Annotated in this window: 20 protein-coding genes; 2 read left to right on the plus strand and 18 right to left on the minus strand. The window is 52.0% G+C overall.

The features are described 5' to 3' along the window. Nucleotides 1–7: 7 nt before the first annotated feature. The 10 genes from FBF27_02920 to FBF27_02965 are packed head-to-tail and all read right to left on the minus strand — an operon-like array spanning nucleotide 8 to nucleotide 10,401. The gene (locus FBF27_02920) at nucleotides 8–511 is read right to left on the minus strand and encodes a hypothetical protein (protein QJU09353.1); all 504 of its coding nucleotides are present in this window, start codon (nucleotides 509–511) and stop codon (nucleotides 8–10) included. Nucleotides 512–525: 14 nt separating this feature from the next. Then, nucleotides 526–867: a hypothetical protein gene (locus FBF27_02925; protein QJU09354.1), complete on the minus strand. Its 342-nt coding sequence runs from the start codon at nucleotides 865–867 to the stop codon at nucleotides 526–528. A 13-nt stretch (nucleotides 868–880) separates the two neighbouring features. Next, the gene (locus tag FBF27_02930) at nucleotides 881–1,699 is read right to left on the minus strand and encodes a TatD family deoxyribonuclease (protein QJU09355.1); all 819 of its coding nucleotides are present in this window, start codon (nucleotides 1,697–1,699) and stop codon (nucleotides 881–883) included. A gap of 2 nt (nucleotides 1,700–1,701) precedes the next feature. After that, nucleotides 1,702–3,213, minus strand: coding sequence for a methionine--tRNA ligase (locus FBF27_02935; GenBank protein ID QJU09356.1), 1,512 nt, complete (start codon nucleotides 3,211–3,213; stop codon nucleotides 1,702–1,704). A 57-nt stretch (nucleotides 3,214–3,270) separates the two neighbouring features. Beyond that, entirely contained in the window at nucleotides 3,271–4,023 is a 753-nt protein-coding gene (locus FBF27_02940; GenBank protein ID QJU09357.1) for a polyphenol oxidase family protein, read from the minus strand. After that, nucleotides 4,008–4,796 (minus strand): ribosomal RNA small subunit methyltransferase A, encoded by a 789-nt coding sequence (rsmA, locus tag FBF27_02945; protein ID QJU09358.1) that lies wholly within the window; start codon nucleotides 4,794–4,796, stop codon nucleotides 4,008–4,010. Before rsmA ends, FBF27_02940 begins: the two co-directional genes overlap by 16 nt. Beyond that, nucleotides 4,797–5,855 (minus strand): hypothetical protein, encoded by a 1,059-nt coding sequence (locus FBF27_02950; protein QJU09359.1) that lies wholly within the window; start codon nucleotides 5,853–5,855, stop codon nucleotides 4,797–4,799. It abuts the gene before it with no gap. Between the two features lie 56 nt (nucleotides 5,856–5,911). Next, entirely contained in the window at nucleotides 5,912–7,135 is a 1,224-nt protein-coding gene (locus FBF27_02955; GenBank protein QJU09360.1) for a DUF348 domain-containing protein, read from the minus strand. Between the two features lie 18 nt (nucleotides 7,136–7,153). Beyond that, nucleotides 7,154–9,247, minus strand: a complete 2,094-nt coding sequence (locus tag FBF27_02960; protein QJU09656.1) for an ATP-dependent DNA helicase PcrA — start codon at nucleotides 9,245–9,247, stop codon at nucleotides 7,154–7,156. A gap of 5 nt (nucleotides 9,248–9,252) precedes the next feature. Beyond that, nucleotides 9,253–10,401, minus strand: a complete 1,149-nt coding sequence (locus FBF27_02965; protein ID QJU09361.1) for a hypothetical protein — start codon at nucleotides 10,399–10,401, stop codon at nucleotides 9,253–9,255. A 37-nt stretch (nucleotides 10,402–10,438) separates the two neighbouring features. Between FBF27_02965 and FBF27_02970 the strand changes: the two genes are divergently transcribed. Beyond that, a complete protein-coding gene (locus FBF27_02970) occupies nucleotides 10,439–11,137 on the plus strand; it encodes a hypothetical protein (protein ID QJU09362.1) in 699 nt (232 codons plus the stop codon). Nucleotides 11,138–11,387: 250 nt separating this feature from the next. On the opposite strand, the gene FBF27_02975 is transcribed toward FBF27_02970, so the two are convergent. The 6 genes from FBF27_02975 to nusB are packed head-to-tail and all read right to left on the minus strand — an operon-like array spanning nucleotide 11,388 to nucleotide 16,538. Further along, nucleotides 11,388–12,149, minus strand: coding sequence for a triose-phosphate isomerase (locus FBF27_02975; GenBank protein QJU09363.1), 762 nt, complete (start codon nucleotides 12,147–12,149; stop codon nucleotides 11,388–11,390). A 19-nt stretch (nucleotides 12,150–12,168) separates the two neighbouring features. Then, entirely contained in the window at nucleotides 12,169–13,404 is a 1,236-nt protein-coding gene (locus FBF27_02980; GenBank protein ID QJU09364.1) for a phosphoglycerate kinase, read from the minus strand. 12 nt (nucleotides 13,405–13,416) lie between these two features. Next, the gene (gene pyk, locus FBF27_02985) at nucleotides 13,417–14,841 is read right to left on the minus strand and encodes a pyruvate kinase (GenBank protein ID QJU09365.1); all 1,425 of its coding nucleotides are present in this window, start codon (nucleotides 14,839–14,841) and stop codon (nucleotides 13,417–13,419) included. A 46-nt stretch (nucleotides 14,842–14,887) separates the two neighbouring features. Further along, nucleotides 14,888–15,604: a ribonuclease III gene (gene rnc / locus FBF27_02990; protein QJU09366.1), complete on the minus strand. Its 717-nt coding sequence runs from the start codon at nucleotides 15,602–15,604 to the stop codon at nucleotides 14,888–14,890. Beyond that, nucleotides 15,605–16,108, minus strand: a complete 504-nt coding sequence (locus tag FBF27_02995) for an NUDIX domain-containing protein (protein ID QJU09367.1) — start codon at nucleotides 16,106–16,108, stop codon at nucleotides 15,605–15,607. Continuing rightward, nucleotides 16,083–16,538, minus strand: coding sequence for a transcription antitermination factor NusB (gene nusB / locus FBF27_03000; protein QJU09368.1), 456 nt, complete (start codon nucleotides 16,536–16,538; stop codon nucleotides 16,083–16,085). Before nusB ends, FBF27_02995 begins: the two co-directional genes overlap by 26 nt. A gap of 362 nt (nucleotides 16,539–16,900) precedes the next feature. Here nusB and FBF27_03005 point away from each other — a divergent pair, with 362 nt between their 5' ends. Further along, entirely contained in the window at nucleotides 16,901–17,296 is a 396-nt protein-coding gene (locus FBF27_03005) for a hypothetical protein (GenBank protein ID QJU09369.1), read from the plus strand. Nucleotide 17,297: 1 nt separating this feature from the next. On the opposite strand, the gene FBF27_03010 is transcribed toward FBF27_03005, so the two are convergent. Then, nucleotides 17,298–19,892: a leucine--tRNA ligase gene (locus tag FBF27_03010; GenBank protein ID QJU09370.1), complete on the minus strand. Its 2,595-nt coding sequence runs from the start codon at nucleotides 19,890–19,892 to the stop codon at nucleotides 17,298–17,300. Nucleotides 19,893–19,905: 13 nt separating this feature from the next. Then, the gene (locus FBF27_03015) at nucleotides 19,906–21,231 is read right to left on the minus strand and encodes a hypothetical protein (GenBank protein QJU09371.1); all 1,326 of its coding nucleotides are present in this window, start codon (nucleotides 21,229–21,231) and stop codon (nucleotides 19,906–19,908) included. Between the last annotated feature and the right edge of the window lie 11 nt (nucleotides 21,232–21,242).

The following is a 21,242-nucleotide window of genomic DNA, read 5'->3' on the forward strand; positions in this document are numbered from 1 at the left end:
ACGGCGACTACACCAACTGTCCAGTTTTCGGATCGCGATTATATAGCTGGCGTGCTACCCGTTCATGATATTCATTAACCGCCAGCACAAAGTTTTGTAATTCCTGCCCTTCGAGGTAGTTATACTGATAATTAGGCTGAATTTTCAAGACGCCCTTCGGCTGCACCTCGTAGCGCGTCGTCAGCTCACGACGCTTGCCGTCCTTGCTCATCACTTCTTCGTGCCAAATCCACGTCGTTTTATCGAGGTTAAAGAACGTCCGCCGGACGACATGAGCCGGCTTTTCACCGAAAATCGTTGCACCAATTTCACTCTCCAGCTGAATCAGTTCGCGCTCAGTCAATTTCTTCAGCGGCCGATCTTTACGTGTCAGTCGCAGCAGCGAGCGCGTTGATTTCGGTACCTTTGGCGTCGAGGTAGCGTGAGCAGACTTCATTGGTTTGGGTGAACGTGAAAGACGCGTATTATCCGCCAAAACGAGACCAAGGGCTTTTTTGAGAATCGTTGGCATAAATCACCTCCTTTCTAGGCTGCTCGTCTATAATTATTTCTATGATCCTTCGGCATGGTGTCAGACGCGTCGAAAGCTTGTGCTGCGATCGCATTATACTCCGCTCGATACGCCCCAATGCGCTCACCAATTGCTTTGACCAAGCCCTCCAGTCTTCGCCGTTCCTCTAGCGATATCATTACCGACTCGGCTGCACTATCAATCACCTCGGCACTACCACGCACTGCCGCTTCGGATAGACGCGGCGCCACTCGCTGTGATCGCTCTGGGTGTGCTTGCGTCGCCAAATCCAGCGCTTCGGCCCGCGCCTTTTGAATCGACATCATTTCTGTGATTGGTCTTGGCTGCTGATTCATTATCTCTCCACTGTTACAAGCCAAAAAGTTTTACCGTGTTATCGGTCGCTACCTTTTCGAGGTCACGAAGCACCAGCTTGCGCTCCGCCGCCCAATACTTTGCCACCAACTCCACATATTCTGGCTTATTCAGCTTACCACGAAATGGCTTTGGTGTCAAGAACGGCGCGTCGGTTTCTAATAATAATCGCTCCAACGGAATCGAGGCGAATAATTCCTGCTGCGCTTGGTCTTTGGTGAACGTGCTAATGCCATTCAAGCCAACATACAATCCGCGAGCAAACCCCTTGTCTAAATTGAGGCGCGTATCAGTAAAGCTGTGCAACACGCCGCGAAGGCCATGGAAATTATCAAAAATCGGCCAAAAATCATCCCACACTGATATCTGGTCAGCTGCGCCATCGCGAATGTGAAAACTCACCGGCAAATCATAATCCACCGCCAGCTGCAGCTGCGATTCCAGCGCCTGAATTTGCACCTCGCGTGGACTGTGATTGTAATAATAATCAAGCCCAATTTCGCCAATCGCTACAATCGGCGAATCCTCCGTCCTATTTTTTAGCAGCCGCTCTATCTCGCCCCAGCCGTCCTTGCTGTCGTGCGGATGAACGCCAACCGCCGCCCACACGTGGTCGTGGTCCGCAGCAAATTCCACTGCTTGATGACTACTACGCTCGTCAGTGCCAACACAAATCATGCCGATGCCCGCTGCAATTGACTGCTGGTACAATTCCTCGCGATTGTCCTTGAAAAACTCGGTATCATGCAAATGACAATGCGAGTCAATCAAGCGTAAGTCTGCCGCTATACTATTCTCCGCCGTCAGACTCATTATTATTTACCCTGGTTTTCTACTTTTGGGGTGCGCGGATCGGGCGTATGTAGATATTTGCGCGGGAATAATGGTGTCAGCTCTGACGGCACGACACCACTGGCAAACATGTCGTGAATTTTCTCAGCAGTTTGCGGCATGAATGGACGAAGCATATCAGAGACTTGCAGCAATGTGCCGCAGGCATGCGCCAAAATCTCGCCCAAATGCGCTTCCGCCTCTGGGTCCTTAGCACGCTTTTTGGCAACTTGCCACGGCTGGACACGCTCAATGTATTGATTTAGCGCACGGATAATCTGCCAAATTTCATCCATGGCCTGGTTGAAGGCAAAGCTCTCCATGAAGTGGCGGTATGGGCCCATGTCATGTTCAGCTTGCGGCGCATCGCCAATGACGCCAGCTTGATAATTCTGCACCATCTTGGCAACTCGCTGCACCAAATTACCGAGGTCATTACCCAGCTCGCCGTTGTAGGCCGCCTCAAATTTCTCCCAAGTAAAGTCACCGTCATCCTGAGTTGGCACGTGGCGCAGGAAATAATAGCGAAAGGCCTCAACGCCGTAGTGCGGGATGATATCAACCGGACCAACACCATTACCGAGGCTCTTACTCATTTTAGTGCCGCCAACATTGATAAATCCATGTACCAACAGTACCTTTGGCAGCGGCAAGTCCAGCGCCATCAACATTGCCGGCCAAATCCCAGCGTGAAAACGAAGGATATCCTTGCCAATTACCTGCACATCCGCCGGCCAAAACGCCTGCCATTCATCAGCTCGATCAGGATAACCAATGACCGTAATATAATTGCTCAGCGCATCCAACCAGACATACATCACCTGTGTGTCATCGCCTGGTACTGGTACACCCCAGCTGAGGTTCTTGCGCGGACGCGAAATTGACACATCTTTCAGGCCATCTTTCATCAATTCCAAAAACTCTTTTTTACGAAATTCAGGCACAATTTTCATCTTGTTTGACTCAATGGCTCGGCGAATATTCTCCGAAAAAGCGCTGGTCTTAAAATAATAATTTTCTTCGCTTAGCCGCTGGTACGGCGACTGATGATCAGGGCAAATGCCATTATTCTCAGCCGCTTCTTTGTCAGTGACGAACGCCTCGCAACCTTGGCAATACCAACCCTCGTACGTGCCTTTGTAGATATAGCCAGCCGCAGCCAGCTTCTGCCAAATATACTGCACCGCGCCAACATGATGCGGGTCAGTCGTGCGGATAAAATCCGTCGCCGAAATATTCAACTCGGCAATCATGTTCTGGAAGTTGCCATGCATTTGATCGACATAGGCTTGCGGTGTCTGGTTTTGGCTGGCAGCCTTAGCAGCGATCTTATTACCATGTTCATCCACGCCCGTTTGGAAACGCACCTCACGGCCGTTTTGCCGCTGATACCGCGCCCACACATCCGCTAGCATGTAGTCCATAGCGTGCCCAATGTGCGGCAAACCGTTGACATAAGGAATAGCAGTAGTGATGTAGGCGTGTTGTTTAGTCATGCTACCCATTGTATCATCATCTGGAACAATTTTCACCGATATACATTCGCCGAGGGCTCACCCGCGCATCATCACTACCACTGCAATTCGCCCCGCCGTATCGCCCGATGAGTGCGAAAAGTAATTCGGATTGTCCGCCGTATCAATTGGCGAGATGAAAATGTTATCACCAGGAACGCCCGCCCGGATAGCCAACGAACGATTAAATCCTTGCATATCCAGATAAATTCCGTCAGCCGTTTGACGGCAGAAATTTTGCCAATTCGTATCATTTGTATGATTGAAATAATCCATACGATAATTTTTCTGCGTGATGCTCGGCGACATCCAAATTTGTAAATCTTTTGCCTGGCTACCGCGCTCGACAAAATACCGAACTGCCCGAGACATTAACCGCGCAACTGTCGAATGCCTACCCAGATGCGCCAGCATAAGCGCCCGGCGTTTTGGATCATAAATGACGGTGGCGATACAGTCCGCCACTGGCAAAAATAAGCCGACGCCAGCCATTTCGGTATAGAGCGCGTCAGCAAAAATCCCCTCGTTGTTGTATTTCACTGTATCAGTTTCAGTAACTTCGATGGTAGCATCAAACGTTTGTGCTTGGTCATATGAAATCACGTGATAGACAACGTCGTCGTAATTAATACCAATTTGATCGCAAAACCGCCGCCGATTCTCCAGTACGTCGGCTACGTGACGACCACGAATACGATCAAGCATGGTGCCGTCGTCTTTCGACGAAACCGCAACTAGCAGATTAGGCGGAAAGCAGACGGGCTGATCTGCCGCAATCATCGCGCCCGCCATTCTTTGAGTATCCGCTGCCAATCCGCAATCGCTAAATCCTCGGCACGAGCATCAGGAGAAATATCAGCTTTTTTCAGCAACTGTTCCGCGGCATCTTTACTAATACCCAGCCCGCCGCTCAGACTAGAGCGCAGCTTTTTACGCTTAGCCGAAAAACCAGCTTTGACAATGCGGAAAAAATCTTTTTGGTCTTCAGAAGCGACCGGTGGTTCGGTGCGAGTCCTCAATACCACCACCTGCGAATCAACTTTTGGCAGCGGCGTGAAAAATTGCCGCGGCACTTCAATGTCTAGTTCTGCCTGGGCAAATAGCTGCGTACTAACCGCCAAAATGCTCATTTCACCAGGTTCCGCTGCGATACGCTGGGCAACTTCTTTTTGTACCAGCAGTACTGCCAAACTCGGCTTATTTTCTGCCGTCATTAGTTTTTCGACAATTTTGCTGGTGATATAGTATGGCACATTGGCGACTACTTTATAGCCCTTCGGCAGCTGATTCAAATCAAATTGTAAAATATCTTCATTGATCACTTCCAGATTTTTGCCAGGAAATTGCCCCGGTAACTTACGCGCCAAACCCCCATCAAACTCCACCGCCACTACGCGCTGAGCTCGCGCCAACAACCGGCTGGTCAATGTGCCAAGTCCCGGCCCAATCTCCAAGACCACATCACTCTTGCCAAGTTCCGCCGCCTCGGCAATCTCCGCCAAGATTTCTGGGTCGCGCAGCCAGTGCTGGCCTAATTCTTTTTTCGGCCCAAGCGCTGACGCCATCTAACGCCCGTCCCCGTTCGTCCAGTCAGTCGCCAGGTCAAATCCATGCGGATGCCGAGCAGCAAACCCGCCAGTATCATACACCTTGCCAGGACCCATGCTGGTTTCCACCACCGAACAGCGCGGATAATTACCATAATTCGCCGCCACCAAAATATAGCCATCCTTGTCCACCTTGGCGCCATCTGCCCGCACGGTATAGCCACCGCCGCCACACGCATTGATGACGACATTCATTGGCAGGTCATAATAAGTTTCGCGGTGCGCCACGCCGCGTGAATCAGTAAAGATATGCGCACCCTTTGACTTCGTTAGTGGATTTTTTGGCTTGGTGCCGACCACTTCGATTTGCTTTTTGGGCTGTTTGCTGATACGACTACTTATTTCCTTACGGCTGATCTCAACACCGCGCTCGGCCTGAGCCTGGTAAGTCACGGTACGAATACCCTTTTCGCCCAGCTGCTTAATTTCCTTGAAACCAATCGGCTGATTCGCATCCTTGATCTGCTCCACTGGGAAGTCAACGTCAACCTCCTCGGTCACGGTTCGCAGTGGCGCACGAGTAATGTTCATCAGCACGTTTGTCCCATCCAGCAGCATATTATCGCTCGTCATAAATTCAACCTTGTCCTCGACATATAGCGTGATCCCCGCGGCTTTGGCGATTCGCTGCGGCGTCTGCTCCGCTGTGGTAATATGTGAGCGCCGCGAACCATCAATGACCGTTACCGGCCGAGCCCGAAAAATTGTCACCGTAAATGTTGTTCCTGTTAGTTCCATGTCAATGTCTGGCTTGACAACGTCACGCCGCTCATCAACCGTTATCCGCGCCAGCTGTAACGCCTGGCGTACGGTGCGTGCTCGGGTCATGATCGTCTGCTCGCGGCCACGGTCGCGAATCGTCACCAGCCGCTCCGCTGACGACTGGGCATGATTGTCTTGTGCTTGGACAGGCTGAGATAGTAGTAAGCCAACCGTACCAGCCACGAAAGTTATGAAGCAGCCCAATAGAACAACCGGCCGCCAGCCTTTCTCTATGTGCCATTTCCACCAGTTCATTATTCTACTCAGTACCTAATTAACAGATGTATTATATCATATTTATCTAATAATTACTAGTACCACCCTCTGGCTTTACTGTGTGCCACTGCCTTCTCCCATGAGCCGTATCGCTTCATCACGTAACCATGCATCCAATTCAGCGAATCGACTGGGTTGAGCGGATTTCCTGGTACTTTACTACATGGCAGTGCCTGTGCGAGACCGCAGGCGCCACTCCGGCTGCGAGCATTCGGATTCCAGCCACTTTCTTTTTGCACCAGCCACTCGGCATAGCCCCACTGGTCACGTGGAACGTTTGACGAAGATAGCCACTGATTTTTATTGCCACCACCAGTATATGGCATAGCAGCATTCTTTGTACCGATAATTTCAACTTGTTTTTTAGGCTGTTTTGTTATTTGACTAGCAAGCTCCCGACGGCTCACCTCCTTACCATTTTGCACCTCAATCTCATAAGTCACCGTCCGCCGGCCCTTTTCGCCCGCCTCTTTCACCTCCTTGTGGCCCGTCTCGCGATTAGCATCCCGCACTGTCTCAACCGGAAAAGCGACATCTTCATCAGTGGTAATTGTCTGCTTACCGTTACGCCAAACATCCAGCCGCATACCACTGGTAATTGGCGCCTCGAGCGGCATTGATACGGTATCGTTGCTGGCCAGCTGTACATGCTTTTCCTTAAGTAGCGCGTCGACGGTCTTCGCGTGGGTGCGTACTTCAGCCAGTGACCCGTAGAGATTGAGCTGTAGCGGCGTCGCCCGCTTGATGGTCAAGACTGCATTCGTGCCGCTGGCAACCACGTTTTCGGCGGCATGAATATCGACAATATCCTCGCTATAGAGTTTGATCCCCGCCGCTTTGGCGATCGCCGTCGGGGTTTGCTCCGCCGTGGTTAGCCGAATACGCGCCTGACCATCGACTACCGTTACCGGCCGAGCCCGAAAAATATTAACGTTATATGAACTAGCGACCAGCTCTTCATCAAGTGCTGGCTCCACTACATCTCGCCGCTCATCAATGTCAATCCGCGCCGCCTTCAGTGCCTCGCGCACCGTTTTTGCCCGAGTGATAATTGTTTTCTCGACTCCCTTGTCATAAACACTCATCAGACGCTGGCCGTCGCTCCGTGATGGACGCTCGGTACCCTGTGCCAGTGCAGCATCCGCCAGCTGGATCAATGTCACTCCAAGCACGAGCAAACCGATCAATAGAAAAATCTTCTTTGAATGGTAGCGAATAGATAAACTCTTTTCCATAATCTCGCTCGTGGACAATACCACAAACTGCTATGTATTATATCAAATTTTCTCTAATCTGGCGAATTCTACATTAAGCTTCTTCGTATTACCGTCATCAAATTGTACCGTCACCGCCATCCCGTCAACGTCCACCACCTCACCCGCACCAAATTGTGGGCTTCGCACCCGATCACCCATCTCTAGACCTACATCATCAGCATAAAACACGTCATCAACTGGCGGCGCAGCAGGCGCATCCAAACCACCGCTCATCAGCCCCATCTCATCGAGAAATCGCGACGGCAGATTATAGCCAATCTGACCGAACTGCGTCCGTGAACTAGCACAGGTCACAAACAGCACCTCTCGGGCCCGCGTTATCCCCACGTAACAGAGGCGGCGCTCTTCCTCAATGTCGTCCGCCTTGCCACTATCAAATACCCGCGCGTGCGGCAGGATCCCCTCCTCCAAGCCAGTCATAAATACCACCGGAAACTCCAGGCCCTTCGCGGCGTGCAACGTCATCAAGATAACCTGCTGATCCGCTTGGCCATCGCTTGATGACATCAGCGCCATGTCTTCGAGGAATGTCGATACATCAGCGTAGGCGCGCGCCTCGGCCACCAAAACACCGAGATTTTCCAGCCGCTCTTCGGCCTGCACACTGCCGTCATTCACTGCTTCGCCGTAGCCGGTCTGCTCAATAATTTGTTCGATAACCTCGGCCGGTGCGCCGTTCAGTAATTGTTGTAATTTTTGCAGCAATTGACCAAACACCCGCAGCGACTGCTTGGCGCGAGCGCTCAACCCTACAGCCTCATCAACCGCCACCAGCCCCTCAATAATATTCCGACCCGACTGATCATTCCAGTCAAGAAATTTCGCCACACTCACCGCGCCGATACCGCGCTTTGGCAGGTTAACGATCCGCGCGAAGCTAACGCGGTCACTGGGTTGATATAATAACCGGAGATACGCCAGTGCGTCCTTGACGACTGCTCGATCCAGAAACCGCAGACCACCCACAATCTTATACGGGACGTGCCGCTGACGCAGGGCGCGCTCTATGGCGTAACTCTGGGCGTTAGTGCGGTACAGTACTGCTATATCACTATAGGCTCGACCCATCCTAGCCTGGCGATGAATTTCGTCGGCCACTGCTTGCGCCTCCTCGGCCTCGCTGTATAACTGCCACAGCTGCGGTGACATCCCACCAACCGCTTCTGTCCACAGGTTCTTGTCGGTGCGCTGGGTGTTATGTTGGATTAAGTTATTTGCCACCGTTAAAATCGCGCCCGTCGAGCGATAGTTTTGCTCTAGTTTAATCACTGCCGCACCCGGAAAGTCACGCTCAAAGTTAAGAATATTGGTATAATCTGCGCCGCGAAAACTATAAATCGACTGGGCATCGTCGCCGACCACACAGAGGTTGCGCTCTGGACCGACTAGCAACTTGATCAGTGCGTACTGCACCGCATTAGTATCCTGATACTCGTCGATGAGAATGTGGCGAAATTGCTGCTGCCATTTGTGGCGAATATCAGGCGACTGGCGCAGTAGCTCCACCGCCCTGAGCAATAAATCATCAAAATCGAGCGCCCCGGCCCGGTGCATAGCGGCCTCGTAGGCGGTAAATAATTCGGCAATTTGCTGCTTAGTGGGGCCGACCGCCTGCATCGTATACTCATCGGGTGAAAGCATGTCATTTTTTGCCGCAGAAATAGCCGCAGCGATGCGGCGCGGCTTGATATCGCGATCCGTCAGCCCGCGCGATTTCATTAACTGTTTGATCAGACCCAGCCGATCATCTTCATCATAAATAATAAAATTACGACCGAGGCCAATTGACGCCCCGTCCATCCGTAGCAGCCGCACACAAATACTATGAAATGTCCCCATCCATGGCATAAACCGTCGATCCGAGGCGTCTTCGCCCAGCATATCAGCCAAGCGCTGACGCATCTCTCGAGCAGCCTTGTTGGTGAAGGTCACCGCCAAGATGCGACTGGGAAAAATCCCTCGCTCCCTGATCAGATAGGCGATGCGATGCGTTAAGGTTTTTGTCTTACCACTCCCCGCTCCCGCTAGAATAAGCAGCGGCCCGTCATCATGCTGGACGGCTCGCCGCTGTTCGGAATTAAGCTCAGATAGGATATCCATTACTTATAGTATAGCAGGAAAAAGTACGCCGCAGCACCGCCGCCAACGCCGATAAGAGCAAAGAGAATGATCAATAGAATCGTCCCGATGCCAGATTTTTTCTTATCAGGCTGGAGCGCTTCCCCGGTGGCTGGCTGGCTGGCTGCCGCATCAAACATCGGCTCTGGATCTGGTGCGATCTCGTCACCGGCGGTGTATTGCTGAGGAATATCGCCCGGAGTGTGCGGTCGACGTGGCGTCTCATCAACTGTCTCAGCATCACTTTCGTCCATCGACTCAATCGCCATCAGCTCACTGTCTAGCTCCGATGTATCAGCGGCGGACTGCTTGGACGAAGCGCCTACCGATGTAGCATCTGCGTCGAGCTGCTCACTGACCTCGCTGGCTTCAATTTCATCAATGGTTGCTTCAAGACTCGTACGATCAGCAGCAATGTCAGTATCAGCCGCCTCATCACGATGTTCTACTACCTCGTCTCCAGCCGCCGCATCCGTCACCAGATGATCATCATCGGCCGTCAACTCATCCATGGTCAGCCCTTCACTATCAGCTGCCTTAGCCGGAGCGTCCTCTGCCAGTAAGCCTTCCTCAATAAAAGCACTGTCGGTACTAGCCTCGGCTTCACTGGCCATCGATTCATAATCAGGCACGTCCTTGGTATTGAGCGACACATTGTCTGACGTTAGACCTTCGGCCACATGCGATGGATCGGGCTGTAGAACGAGACGTGGTGGTCGACGCTTGATCTCGCGATCAGCTACCGATGAGTGAGCGGTGCTATCATCTGCCATCATATCACTTGACGTGTCCTCAGTAGTTTCAGCCATGTTAACACCCTGCTGGCCGTCATTACCAGTCCGACCGGAGAGATACGAACCAGTCGGCTGAAGCGTCACGCCGGTGCGCGGCTGATGAATACCGTGTCCACGCATGACAGACGACGGATGTACAACGTCCATGAAACGGCCAGACGGTCGACGCGAAATAGCTGGTGAGGGAGCGACAGTTGACTCGTTACCGCGTTCCGTATCCGAGGAATCGTCAGTTGGTTTTGCTGCTGACGTATCGGCCACTTTATCCTGCGGCGCGTCTGAGGCGGGTTGGTCGTCTGCCTTTTTATCTGGTGTTTTGATATCTGGAAATACCACAGCTGGTTTAGCCTCCGAGGCGGCATGTGGAAATCCATTGGCTTCCGTCGACGGTGAAGTCGTCTCCTCGGTAGATGATTTTTGTGGCAAAGTCGGTGGTTCAGTCCGTGACTTATCTTGTGGCTTATCATTATTAGGCTCTGGGGTTGTTGACTGGGTCGACGGTGCTGGCGTTGAAGTAGGCGACGGCGAGACAGGCGACGAGGTTGTCTTGAACGACGGTATCGGCTCGAGCGTTAGCTTCGAGACAGGCTTTGGCTCTGGCCTTGTAACAGAAATCAGGACAGCAGTCGGTACTGGTGTTGCCGCAGCCGCTGGCGGCACACTTGGAGTATCTGATGAGGTAGATGATTGTGTTGCCTCGGCTGGGACTACTGGTGGCTTACTCGTATCGTCACTCGTTGGCTCGGATACGGGTGCGGCTGATATGGTTAGGGTTGGAGATGCAGGCGCAGACACGGGCGTCGACGGCGGTGCTGGCGTCGCTGTTGGTGTAGCAGTCGGCGACGGAGGTGTTAGTGGCTTGATGGTCAATGGCGGAATCGGCGTTGATGGCGTGGTGGCGGGCAACGGTGGGGTTGACGAAGCAGGGGCCACTGGTGTTACCGACGAAGACAGCGACGGCTGCATCGACGTCGGTTCCGGCTTCTCAATCGGCTGCGGCGCGGCGGCCACTGGCGCGCTCGGTGGCGTTGACAATGACACCGCAGGTTGCGGCGCAACTGGCTTGGGTTGAGGGCTTGGCGGCGCGACCGGAGGTGTCGCCACTGGCTCAGGCTGAGAAGCGGGGGCGCTAGGTTGACCAGGTTCAGGCGACGACACGTTCACCGCATCTTCAGTGGCGCTAGTCGCAGATGTTGTCGATGTCGCCACGTCCGCATCAACATCAGCCGCCTGTTGAGCCGCTTCTTTTTCTGCCCGTTTTTGCATTAGTGATGTCACTGCCCGATCAAGTTCGTCAAAATCAATGTCTGACATAAGCCCCCCTATTCCTTATGCGCCTTTTTTACTATCTCTGTAAATTGATATGCGTCCAGACTCGCTCCACCGATCAATAATCCATCAAGTCCCGCCACCGCGAGGTAATCACCGGCGTTGTCAACCGAAACGCTGCCGCCATACACCACGCGCACCGCTTCGGCTGCTTCCTTGCCAAATAAATGCGTAATTTGCTGACGAATCACCTTGAGCGCCTTGGCAAGGTCACTCGGCTGCGCATACTCGCCGCTACCAATCGCCCAGACCGGCTCGTAGGCGATCACCACATGGTCTATCTCCTCGGCTGTGATATTCGCCAGGCCGTTTACAAGCTGATCCTGGAGCACCTCGCGCGTTTCACCCAGCGTCCGCTCGTGTGCCGTTTCGCCAATACAGAGAATTGGCTGCAGTCGATTGCGCAGCGCCGCCTGCACCTTGAAACGAATATCCTTGTCGCTCTCCATAAATATATGTCGCCGCTCGGAGTGACCAATCATGACATAATCAACCATGCCATGTAAATGCGACGCTGGCACTTCGCCGGTGTACGGACCGTGGTCGCGCCAGTAGCAATTTTGGGCAGCGAGCTTGACGATCCGACGCTTAATTTGCAAGCTCAAACTTTGCAGTGTCAACATCGTTGGCGCCACCACCACCTCGACGTCGCGGTGTACCGGCAGCTGCTCCATCAGCTTATGTAAATACAAACTGGCCTCATGCATGGTGAGGTTCATCTTCCAGTTGCCGATAATGAGTGTTTTTTGCGTCATAATGCTTATGTTTAGTGTATCATTTTAGTCCGTGTGCGTCTAGTAAACTTTCCACACCTGGTAATTTTTTACCGCTCATCAGCTCGAGGCTGGCCCCGCCACCGGTAGAAATATGCGAAAATTGCTTGCCATCATGTCCATCCCACCCAAGGACAAACTCCGCCGTATCGCCGCCGCCAATGATTGAGGTAACGCCGCGATTTTGTACAATGGCTTCGGCGATCCGAGCCGACCCCCGGGCAAACAACGGATTAGTCGAATACCCCAGCGGCCCGTTCCAAATGACTGTTTTGGCCGAGGCAATCACTGAGACAAATTGTGCCATCGTCTCCGCACCAATATCTAGCGCCATCTCATGCTCGCCGATCTCATCAACCGACACCTCACGACGATCACCTATCGTTTCTGGCGACGGCGCCACCGCCACATCACTGGGCAGCCGCAAGAACTGATCGACCCGCTCACCACCAACTTTCTCGGCAGCACGGCGGTAGATGGCCGCTAGCACTTGTTCCCGATCCGGCTCAACCGTACTATGGCCCATCCCGTAGCCGCGATAGGCGAGGAAGGTGTTGGCCATCGCCCCGCCGATAAGGATCGTGTCAGCTTTATCAATCAGCCGCTCAATCAGCGCAATCTTATCAGCAATTTTCACACCGCCAATAATCGCCACTAGTGGTCGCGCTGGACGTGACATCGCTGCGGTTAGCGCAGTATATTCGTGCACCAATAGGTCACCAGCCAGCCCCGGTACGTATAGCGTAATCGCATGGGTACTGGCGTGAGCTCGATGTACCACCGCAAAACCATCCTGCACAAAATAATCCGGCCGCACCGCCCGAGCAATTGCCCTGGCAAACACCGTATCGTCACGCGACTCCTCGTCATAAAACCGCAGATTTTCTAGCATCAGTATGTCGCCAGCCGCCATATGTCGCACTGCTTGACGCAGCTTATCACCGACACAGCCATCAATAAACTGCACCGGCCGCCCGAGCAGCTCAGCCAGTCGACGCGCCACTGGACGCAGGCTGTATGCCGGATCGGCCCCCTTTGGCCGCCCGAGGTGACTCATCAAAACAATCTTGCAGCGTTGCTCTAATAGATAGCATAGAGTCGGCAAACTAGCACGAATTCGTAAGTCACCGGCGATCCCACCAGTCGCCGTCAAGGGCACATTATAATCAACCCGCACCAGGACGGTCAGCCCGCGGAGATTAACGTCATGAATTGTTTGCTTGAAAAATCTGCCCACCCTTTTCTCGTCCTACTCCATTGTCCGGATCTGGATATTATCGGTCTTACCCGGCCGGCCTGGTTGATGACCACTGACCAGCACCAACGTCACTGGATCCTCGCCAAAGTAACCTTCGGCCTTCAATTCTTCTGCTAACTTATTCGCCGAACCCAGACCGCTTGGGCGAACGTATGAGCGCGTGGCGTAACTTAACGCTAATTTCTGGGCCGTTTTTTGGCTATCAGTAACGCTAATAATCGGCATATTCGGTCGAAAGGCACCGACATTCACCGCGGTCGCACCCGTACTAGTTTCGGCGACAATCGCCCGCGCCTTGAGTTCTGTGGCTAACCGCGCCGCCGTGTAGCTTAGCAGCGCATCATGTTTACGGCGCTTCTCACTCGACTCAACCGCCATGACATCACTGTGCTCCTGGGTATACATAATCGTCCGGCGCATTGCCTGCACTGTCTCGATCGGATATTTACCGTTGGCCGTTTCATCCGACAACATCACCGTGTCAGCACCCTGGATGACTGCATTGGCAACGTCGCTCACCTCGGCGCGAGACGGCTCAGGGTTGTCAACCATACTGCCCATCATCTGTGTCGCGACGATGCTGAGCTTAGAATATTTACGGCAAAGAGCGATAATACGCCGTTGGATAACTGGCACGATCTCCGCCCCGGCTTCAACCGCCAAGTCGCCGCGCGCCACCATAATGCCGTCACTCGCCTTGACGATCTCCTCCAGATGTTCATCAGAGATCGCCGACTTAGTCTCGATCTTGGCAATAATATACGCGTCCGAACCCAGCGCCGTCAGTCGCGAGCGCAGATCGATAATGTCGTCCTCCGTCTGTACAAAACTAAGCGCTACATAATCAAAATCTTGATTGGCTGCCCACTCAATATCGGCGATATCTTTTGGCGTCAAGATATCACCACCAAAATCGGTATCTGGTAGATTCAACCCCTTACGGCTCATCAAAAATCCGTCATTCTGCACCTCCACCTTGATGGCCGTTGGGCCAGCGATTTCACGAACGATCGACTTGATCTTGCCATCAAACATATACAGCGGCTCGCCGACTTTCATTTTTTCAGCGAGGTTATACTGGACAGGCAGATTGAAACTTCCATCGTGTTCTGTAATCGACGAATCAAGCGTCAGCACATCACCAGCCCGCACCGTCAGCATGTTGTCTTTGAGAACGCCGAGACGGATTTTTGGACCTTGAAGGTCTTGGAGAATGGCAACTGGTTTACCCTGCTCATGACTGGCCGTGCGAATCCAGTCGATTTGCTCACGCCGCTCATCATAACTACCGTGGCTAAAATTTAGACGAAAGCCATTGACACCGGCCTGCATAAGTTGACTAATTTTATCCTGACTCATCGTTGCCGGACCGATGGTTGCTAGGATCTTGGTACGTTTAAAAATTGTGTTACTCATCCTTTTGATTATAACACCGGTTAGGCACTGAGAAAAGATATAATCACTATTCAGAATTAGCTGCCCGATATCGAGCGATTGCTTGGCGGGCGGCTTGCTGTTGAGCCACCTGCTTGGACGGACCCACGCCGCGTCCCATCAGCGTTTCACCGACGAACACCCCAAGCGTGAAAACCTTATCATGATCTGGACCTTCCTCGCCCAAAACTTTATATACTGGCGTCTGATTGTCAACGCGCTGAGAAATTTCCTGCAAATACGACTTCGGATCGCGCCAACTGCCCGACTCCAATATTCCGTCCAGCTTGATAATAATATGCTTATGAATAAAATCGCGCGCATCGTCAAAGCCGCGCTCCAGATAAATCGCGCCGATCACCGCCTCAAAGGCATTGGCTAAAATCTGCAAGTGCGCCCGATCCGATCCATTTTTCTCGCCCTTTGACATGCGAATCAGCGGCCCGTAGCCCAAGGTATCGCCCGCATCGCCGATACTTTCCGTCCGTACCAGCGCCGCCCGCCAGGCTGTCAAAATCCCTTCCGGTTCAGAAAAATGCGTAAATAAATACTCCGTCACCGCTAGCTCCAACACCGCATCACCGAGGAATTCCAACCGCTCGTTATGCTCGTGGACTGATTTTCTGTGTTCATTAACATAGCTACGATGCGTCAAAGCCGTAATCAGCAAATCCAAATTTGTAAACTCAAAACCTAATTTTTCGCGCGCAAATTCCTGATATGGCGCCGTATTCATCCCGCTCATTTATAGATTCTCCTGCCTGATTCGTTTCATGGCGAGCAGAATCAACTTGCCAATATCCTCATACTCAATTTCATCCAGCGCCTCATGAAACGTAAACCACGCCAGACCATTCATCCAGTCTTCTTTTTGCAGTTTTTCGTCCGGATCAAGCGCCTTCATCAGGTACACTTGCTGCGAAATCAGCACTAACTTATCGAGTCGGCGGTAGCGAAAATTAATTTTGCCCAGCCAGCCGCACACCTCGATATTCTTAAGGCCAGCCTCCTCGCCGACCTCACGCTTGGCGGCGGCCTGCGCTGTCTCGCCCGGTTCAACGTGACCTTTGGGAATTGTCCAGCGATCCCGCGCATCTTGGTAGAGCAGAAACTCAACATCACCCTTTTTATTGCGTCGAAACACTACGCCGCCGGCGGTTGGCTCGCGAACTATTTCTTGGATCGACGGTTTTTTGCGACCGCCAAAATATTTCTTAATATGATCAAAGCTGCTTGTCTTCATCGGCATCCTCTTGAAGGGAGCGATACGCCGTGCCGAGCACACCGTTCACAAATTTCCCTGAGTTATCCGAACCAAACGTTTTTGCAAGTTCCACTGCTTCGTTGATAGCCACCTTTGGTGGCACCGCCGCCCGAGAAAACAATAATTCATACAGCCCGAGCCGTAGTACCGTCCGGTCAATTCGCGATATCTGCTCAATTGGCCATTCTGGCGCCAGCGGACGAAGTTTATCATCAAGCTCTGCTTTATGCGTGGTGACGCCATCGATCAGACTTCGTACAAACTCAACATCATCGACTGACGATTTGTATTTCTCAAGATTGCGCGTCAAGATATCGGCGACATCAACCTCGCTGTCGCCAACTTCCTGGCGAAACTCAATCTCGTATAACGTCTGCAACGCGACGATTCGTCCCAAATGACGGTTTGAAGCCATGACAAAAACGTTCCTGTTCGTGTTAGTTTATTTTGTACTCTTATTACCAGTCTCGCGTTTGGTCGTCTTGACCTTCACTGGTGACGTCCCGTTGACGCGGCGTGCTAATTTCAGTACCAAGTGGCTGCGACGCAGACCGGTCTTGCGCGGGCTGCTCTGCTTTTTTGGTTGTGCCATAGAAAAATCTCCTTTATTTCAGTTTATCGTAACACTTGGGCTTCATTATACCGGTTTTTGATAGATTTCTCAAGGGGATGCAGAGTAGTGGCAATACGCTGTCAGGGGGTATTATTGACTTTGTATAGTATTTATGGTAATATCATAGACATCACTTACGATAGAAAGGATACATCCTACCAATTATGAATGAGAACGATTCACTCTCTCAGCCCGGGGAAACACTACGTCCATTAGGTAAACTGAAACTGGCCCTCGGCTCAGGGGCAATGCTAGCAATAATGGGGATAGGTCTCGGCATCGGCATTAAAGGTATCGCCGCCGATAAAGAGCCGGCGGAATCACCCCTAGTTGGCTCTTCTATGATGCATTATAACCCCACGGAAACTGATATCACAAAGGATTCAGATGTATGTGCAGCAGCAGACTCCATTGTAAGGGATGCCAATGCTGCTACCCAAATTGATATAGTGGGCTGTGCTACGGAATCCAAAAAGCTCACCGGTCTTCCACAGGGAACACGCGTACGAGTCGAGGTACACCGGGATGGCTCGGTGACGGCTAAGCCCCTCGGTAACTAACCTAGACAACAATATTCACCAACTTCCCTGGCACATAAATCACCTTTTTCGGTGTCCGGGCATCGAGATAGGCGCAAACTTTCTCGTCATCCAGCGCTCGTTGCTCAACCGTCTCTTTATCGGTATCAACTGGCAGCTCCAGCCGTGATCGGAGCTTGCCGTTGACCTGGACGATGATGGTCATCACATCGCTCACCAGATATTTCTCATCCCACTTTGGCCAGTGATTGACATGAATGGTATCAGTATGGCCCAATTCATGCCACAATTCCTCGGTGATGTGCGGCGCAAATGGTGCCAAAATCTGCAGCAGACTTTCCAAAGTAAACCGCCACGTTTCTAACGCTTGCATGCCGTGCGATTCTTTGAACTTATATAGGCCATTGACCATTTCCATCATCGCCGCCACTGCCGTATTGAACTTTTCATCCTCGATGTCACGAGTGACTTTTTTGATAGTGAGGTGAGTGAGGCGCAACAGTTCCGCGACTACATCACCATCCTCCGCCAGAGTACACTCTTCGCTCAAATCTCCGCTGGAGATTTCTCGCGAGCGTTCGGCTGAAGCGTCCGCTATTCGCGAACACTTCACAGCCTCTGTCAGAGGAGGTAATGTAGCCGCCTCAATAAACTCCTGTACCACATTCCACACTCGGTTTAAGAACCGATACGTCCCCGGCACCCCGCGCGGATCCCACGGCGCATCCATGTCATACGGCGCGATAAACATCTCGTAAACACGCAGCGCATCGGCACCGTAACCACTGTCCATAATCTCCATCGGATCGATGACATTGCCCTTGGACTTACTCATCTTTTGACCGTCCGGCGCCATAATATAGGCATTGTACATCATCCGTTTGAATGGTTCTGGCGTCGGCACGAGACCGAGTTTATAGAAAAAGCGCATCCAAAAACGGCTGTACAGTAAGTGCGCCACCGCATGATCAGCACCGTTGTAATAATCGACTGGCGCCCAGTGCTTGATAAGCTCTGGATCCCACGCCTGCTGGTCGTTGTGCGGATCGAGATAGCGCAGGAAGTACCAGCTGGAGCAGGCATAGCCATCCAGCGTGTCAGTCTCGCGTCGACCTTCACGCCAACTGTCGCCTGCTGGCTTTGGCTCGGTGATTGGCACGGTTTTACCCGTTTCAACATCAACCCACACGCGTACCCAATCATCAACTTGTGCCAGGACAGACGTATTGCCACCCGTTGGCTTGAAGTTCTCAACTTCTGGCAGAATCACCGGCAAGCATTCGTCTGCCACAGCAATTGGCTCGAAACCGTCAACATGCACCATCGGAATTGGCGCGCCCCAGTACCGCTGACGAGAAATCAGCCAGTCACGCATTTTGTAAGTAGTTTTACCGCGACCAGATCCCTGCTGTTCCAGCCACGCTACGATTTGCTCGCGGGCATCTTCACTCCGCGTACCGTCGAATTGCCCAGAATTGATCAATTCGCCTTCACCAGTGTAGCAGCCGACGTCTGCCGAATCCTCTGGCTTGTCAACCACCTGAACAATTGGCAAATCAAATTTTTCGGCAAACTCCAGGTCGCGTCCATCATGCGCCGGCACCGCCATAATCGCACCAGTGCCGTAACCACCGAGAATGTAATCCGCTACCCAAATTGGCACTTTCTGGCCATTGACTGGATTGATAGCATAACTACCAGTAAATACGCCGGTTTTATCTTTGTTCTCTTGGCGCTCGACGTCGGATTTCTGCTGCGCCGCTTGAACGTATGCTTCAACCTTGGCACGCGTGTCAGCATTGACCAGCTGAGAAACTAATGGGTGCTCCGGAGCCAGTGCCACGTAGCTGGCACCAAACAGGGTGTCGGGGCGCGTGGTGAATACGGTAATGATGGCATCCTGTCCGTTGACTACAAAGTCAACTTCTGCGCCAACCGACCGGCCAATCCAATTTTTCTGCATAGTTTTGACCATTTCCGTCCAGTCTAGGTCGTCAGTCGCCTCCAAAATCTCATCAGCATAGGCCGTAATGCGGAAAAACCACTGTTTGAGGTTACGCTTGGTGACGGGGTTGCCGCAGCGCCAACACTTGCCGCCCTCAACTTGCTCGTTAGCTAGCACCGTATTGTCAGTATCGCACCACCATTGCGGCTGCTCCTTTTGGTACGCCAAATCGTGCTTGTATAGCTGCGTAAAAATCCACTGAGTCCACTTGTAATACTCAGGGTCGGCAGTGGAAATTTCTTTTGACCAATCATAACTAAAGCCGAGGCGTTTCAGCTGCTCCTTAAAATGAACCTTGGCTTCATCGTGCGCTACCCGCGGCGTTTTACCGACCTTGATGGCATAATTTTCCACCGGCAGACCAAAGCTATCCCAACCAATTGGATGATAAGTACTATAGCCCTGTTGGCGCTTGAGGCGCGCTTTAATGTCGGCAAACTGAAACGTCCGACCATGGCCTATGTGAATGCCAGCTCCAGTGATGCCGGGGAGCATACTGAGGCTGTAGTACTTTGGGCGCACCGTATCACTAAGGTCAGTGACGTAGGTGCCGTCAGCCTCCCATTTATCTTGCCATTTTTTCTCAATTTCTGTCGGATTGTAGCGTTTCATACTCCTTAGTATATCATCTCTCGACGCTAACGTTCGTGTCTTCGTCATTCTCGTCTACAGACACACCACCCCTAGCAAACGGCGGCGGTATTGGCGATGAGCCGGCAAAATCCTGAAGTACTGATTTAAGATTATCGGCGTCTGACGGTATATCAATTTGCTCTGACTTACTGTAGTCGAACGTCATGTCCATAGTGAGATTCCGATCCTTGTCGCCATCTGATCCGCGCGCCTTGATTTCGAGCGCTTTAAGCTGGTGTGACCACGGATCGACCCAGATGCGTATAGTAGGCAATTTCTTTGATGACGTAGTTTTATTTGCTGTATTGAATACCTTGTCGCCATAGCACTCTTTAATTTTCTTGCCAAGTTTCGTATCCCCCAGAGAATCGACAAATGCGCGTAGTTTGTCTGACATTTTACCGTCCGAAGCTAAATCAATTTCAAAGCCAGGCACACCGTCACGCGGCTCGACCTTGGCGTCCTTTTTGACCGTCACAAAGCTGTTTTTGCGATACGCGTTGATCAGTTCGCTACGCACCTGCTGGTCATTATTGATTAAATCAAAGATTTCTTGAGAGCACGTGTCTTTGTTTGTACGTGATGCTCCAAGCTCATCAAATGATACCTTAAGCCACTTGCCTTCAATTTTGTTAAGTTTTTCATCAAGCTGTTTGAGGATCTGGTCGCGTATCATCGTCGACCGCGTATCTGGTAGTACTCCCCGGCTTCGAGCCTTGATGATCGTCTCTACCATCTGGCGCACGATATCTTTTAGATGTTCGCTCTTAATATAAATCGTGCCTTTGCCGTCAGCCACCATTGTGAGGATGACGTCTTGCTGGATCTCCATGCCGTTAATAGCTAACTTTACCGTAGCTTCAGTTTTTGACTTTGGTGCGTCGGTGGCGGCTTTGAGCTTGACATCAATACGATTGCCGCTACCAAGGTCCATGACGAGTTTACCTGAGGAAACCACCTTTTTGGTCTGGAATGAATTAACCACTGCATCAGTTACCATCCTCTGCGGATCTTGCCACCAGAAAAAGTACAATAGTACCGCAGCAATAGCCAGCAGCAATACGACCGAGCCGGTAACAATACCGATGATGAGGCCGGTTTTCTTTTTTGGCGGCATAACTGAATTCATGATCGGTGGTTGCGACGTCGGCGATGCTGGTCGTGCCGGCGTCGATGCAGGCTGATCAGCCTGTGTAGGCGGAGTCGTCGTCGACTGTGATGAGCTTGATGTGACCGTCGACCGTGACGCTGCCGGCGGTGTTGACGCAGCGGCTTTATCCGCTGGCGTTTTCTTGTTATTCGTACCCTTGTCGTCCATATTCCTCCTCG

The sequence above is a fragment of the Candidatus Saccharibacteria bacterium oral taxon 488 genome, assembly GCA_013100805.1.
Taxonomy (GTDB): domain Bacteria; phylum Patescibacteriota; class Saccharimonadia; order Saccharimonadales; family Saccharimonadaceae; genus Nanosynbacter.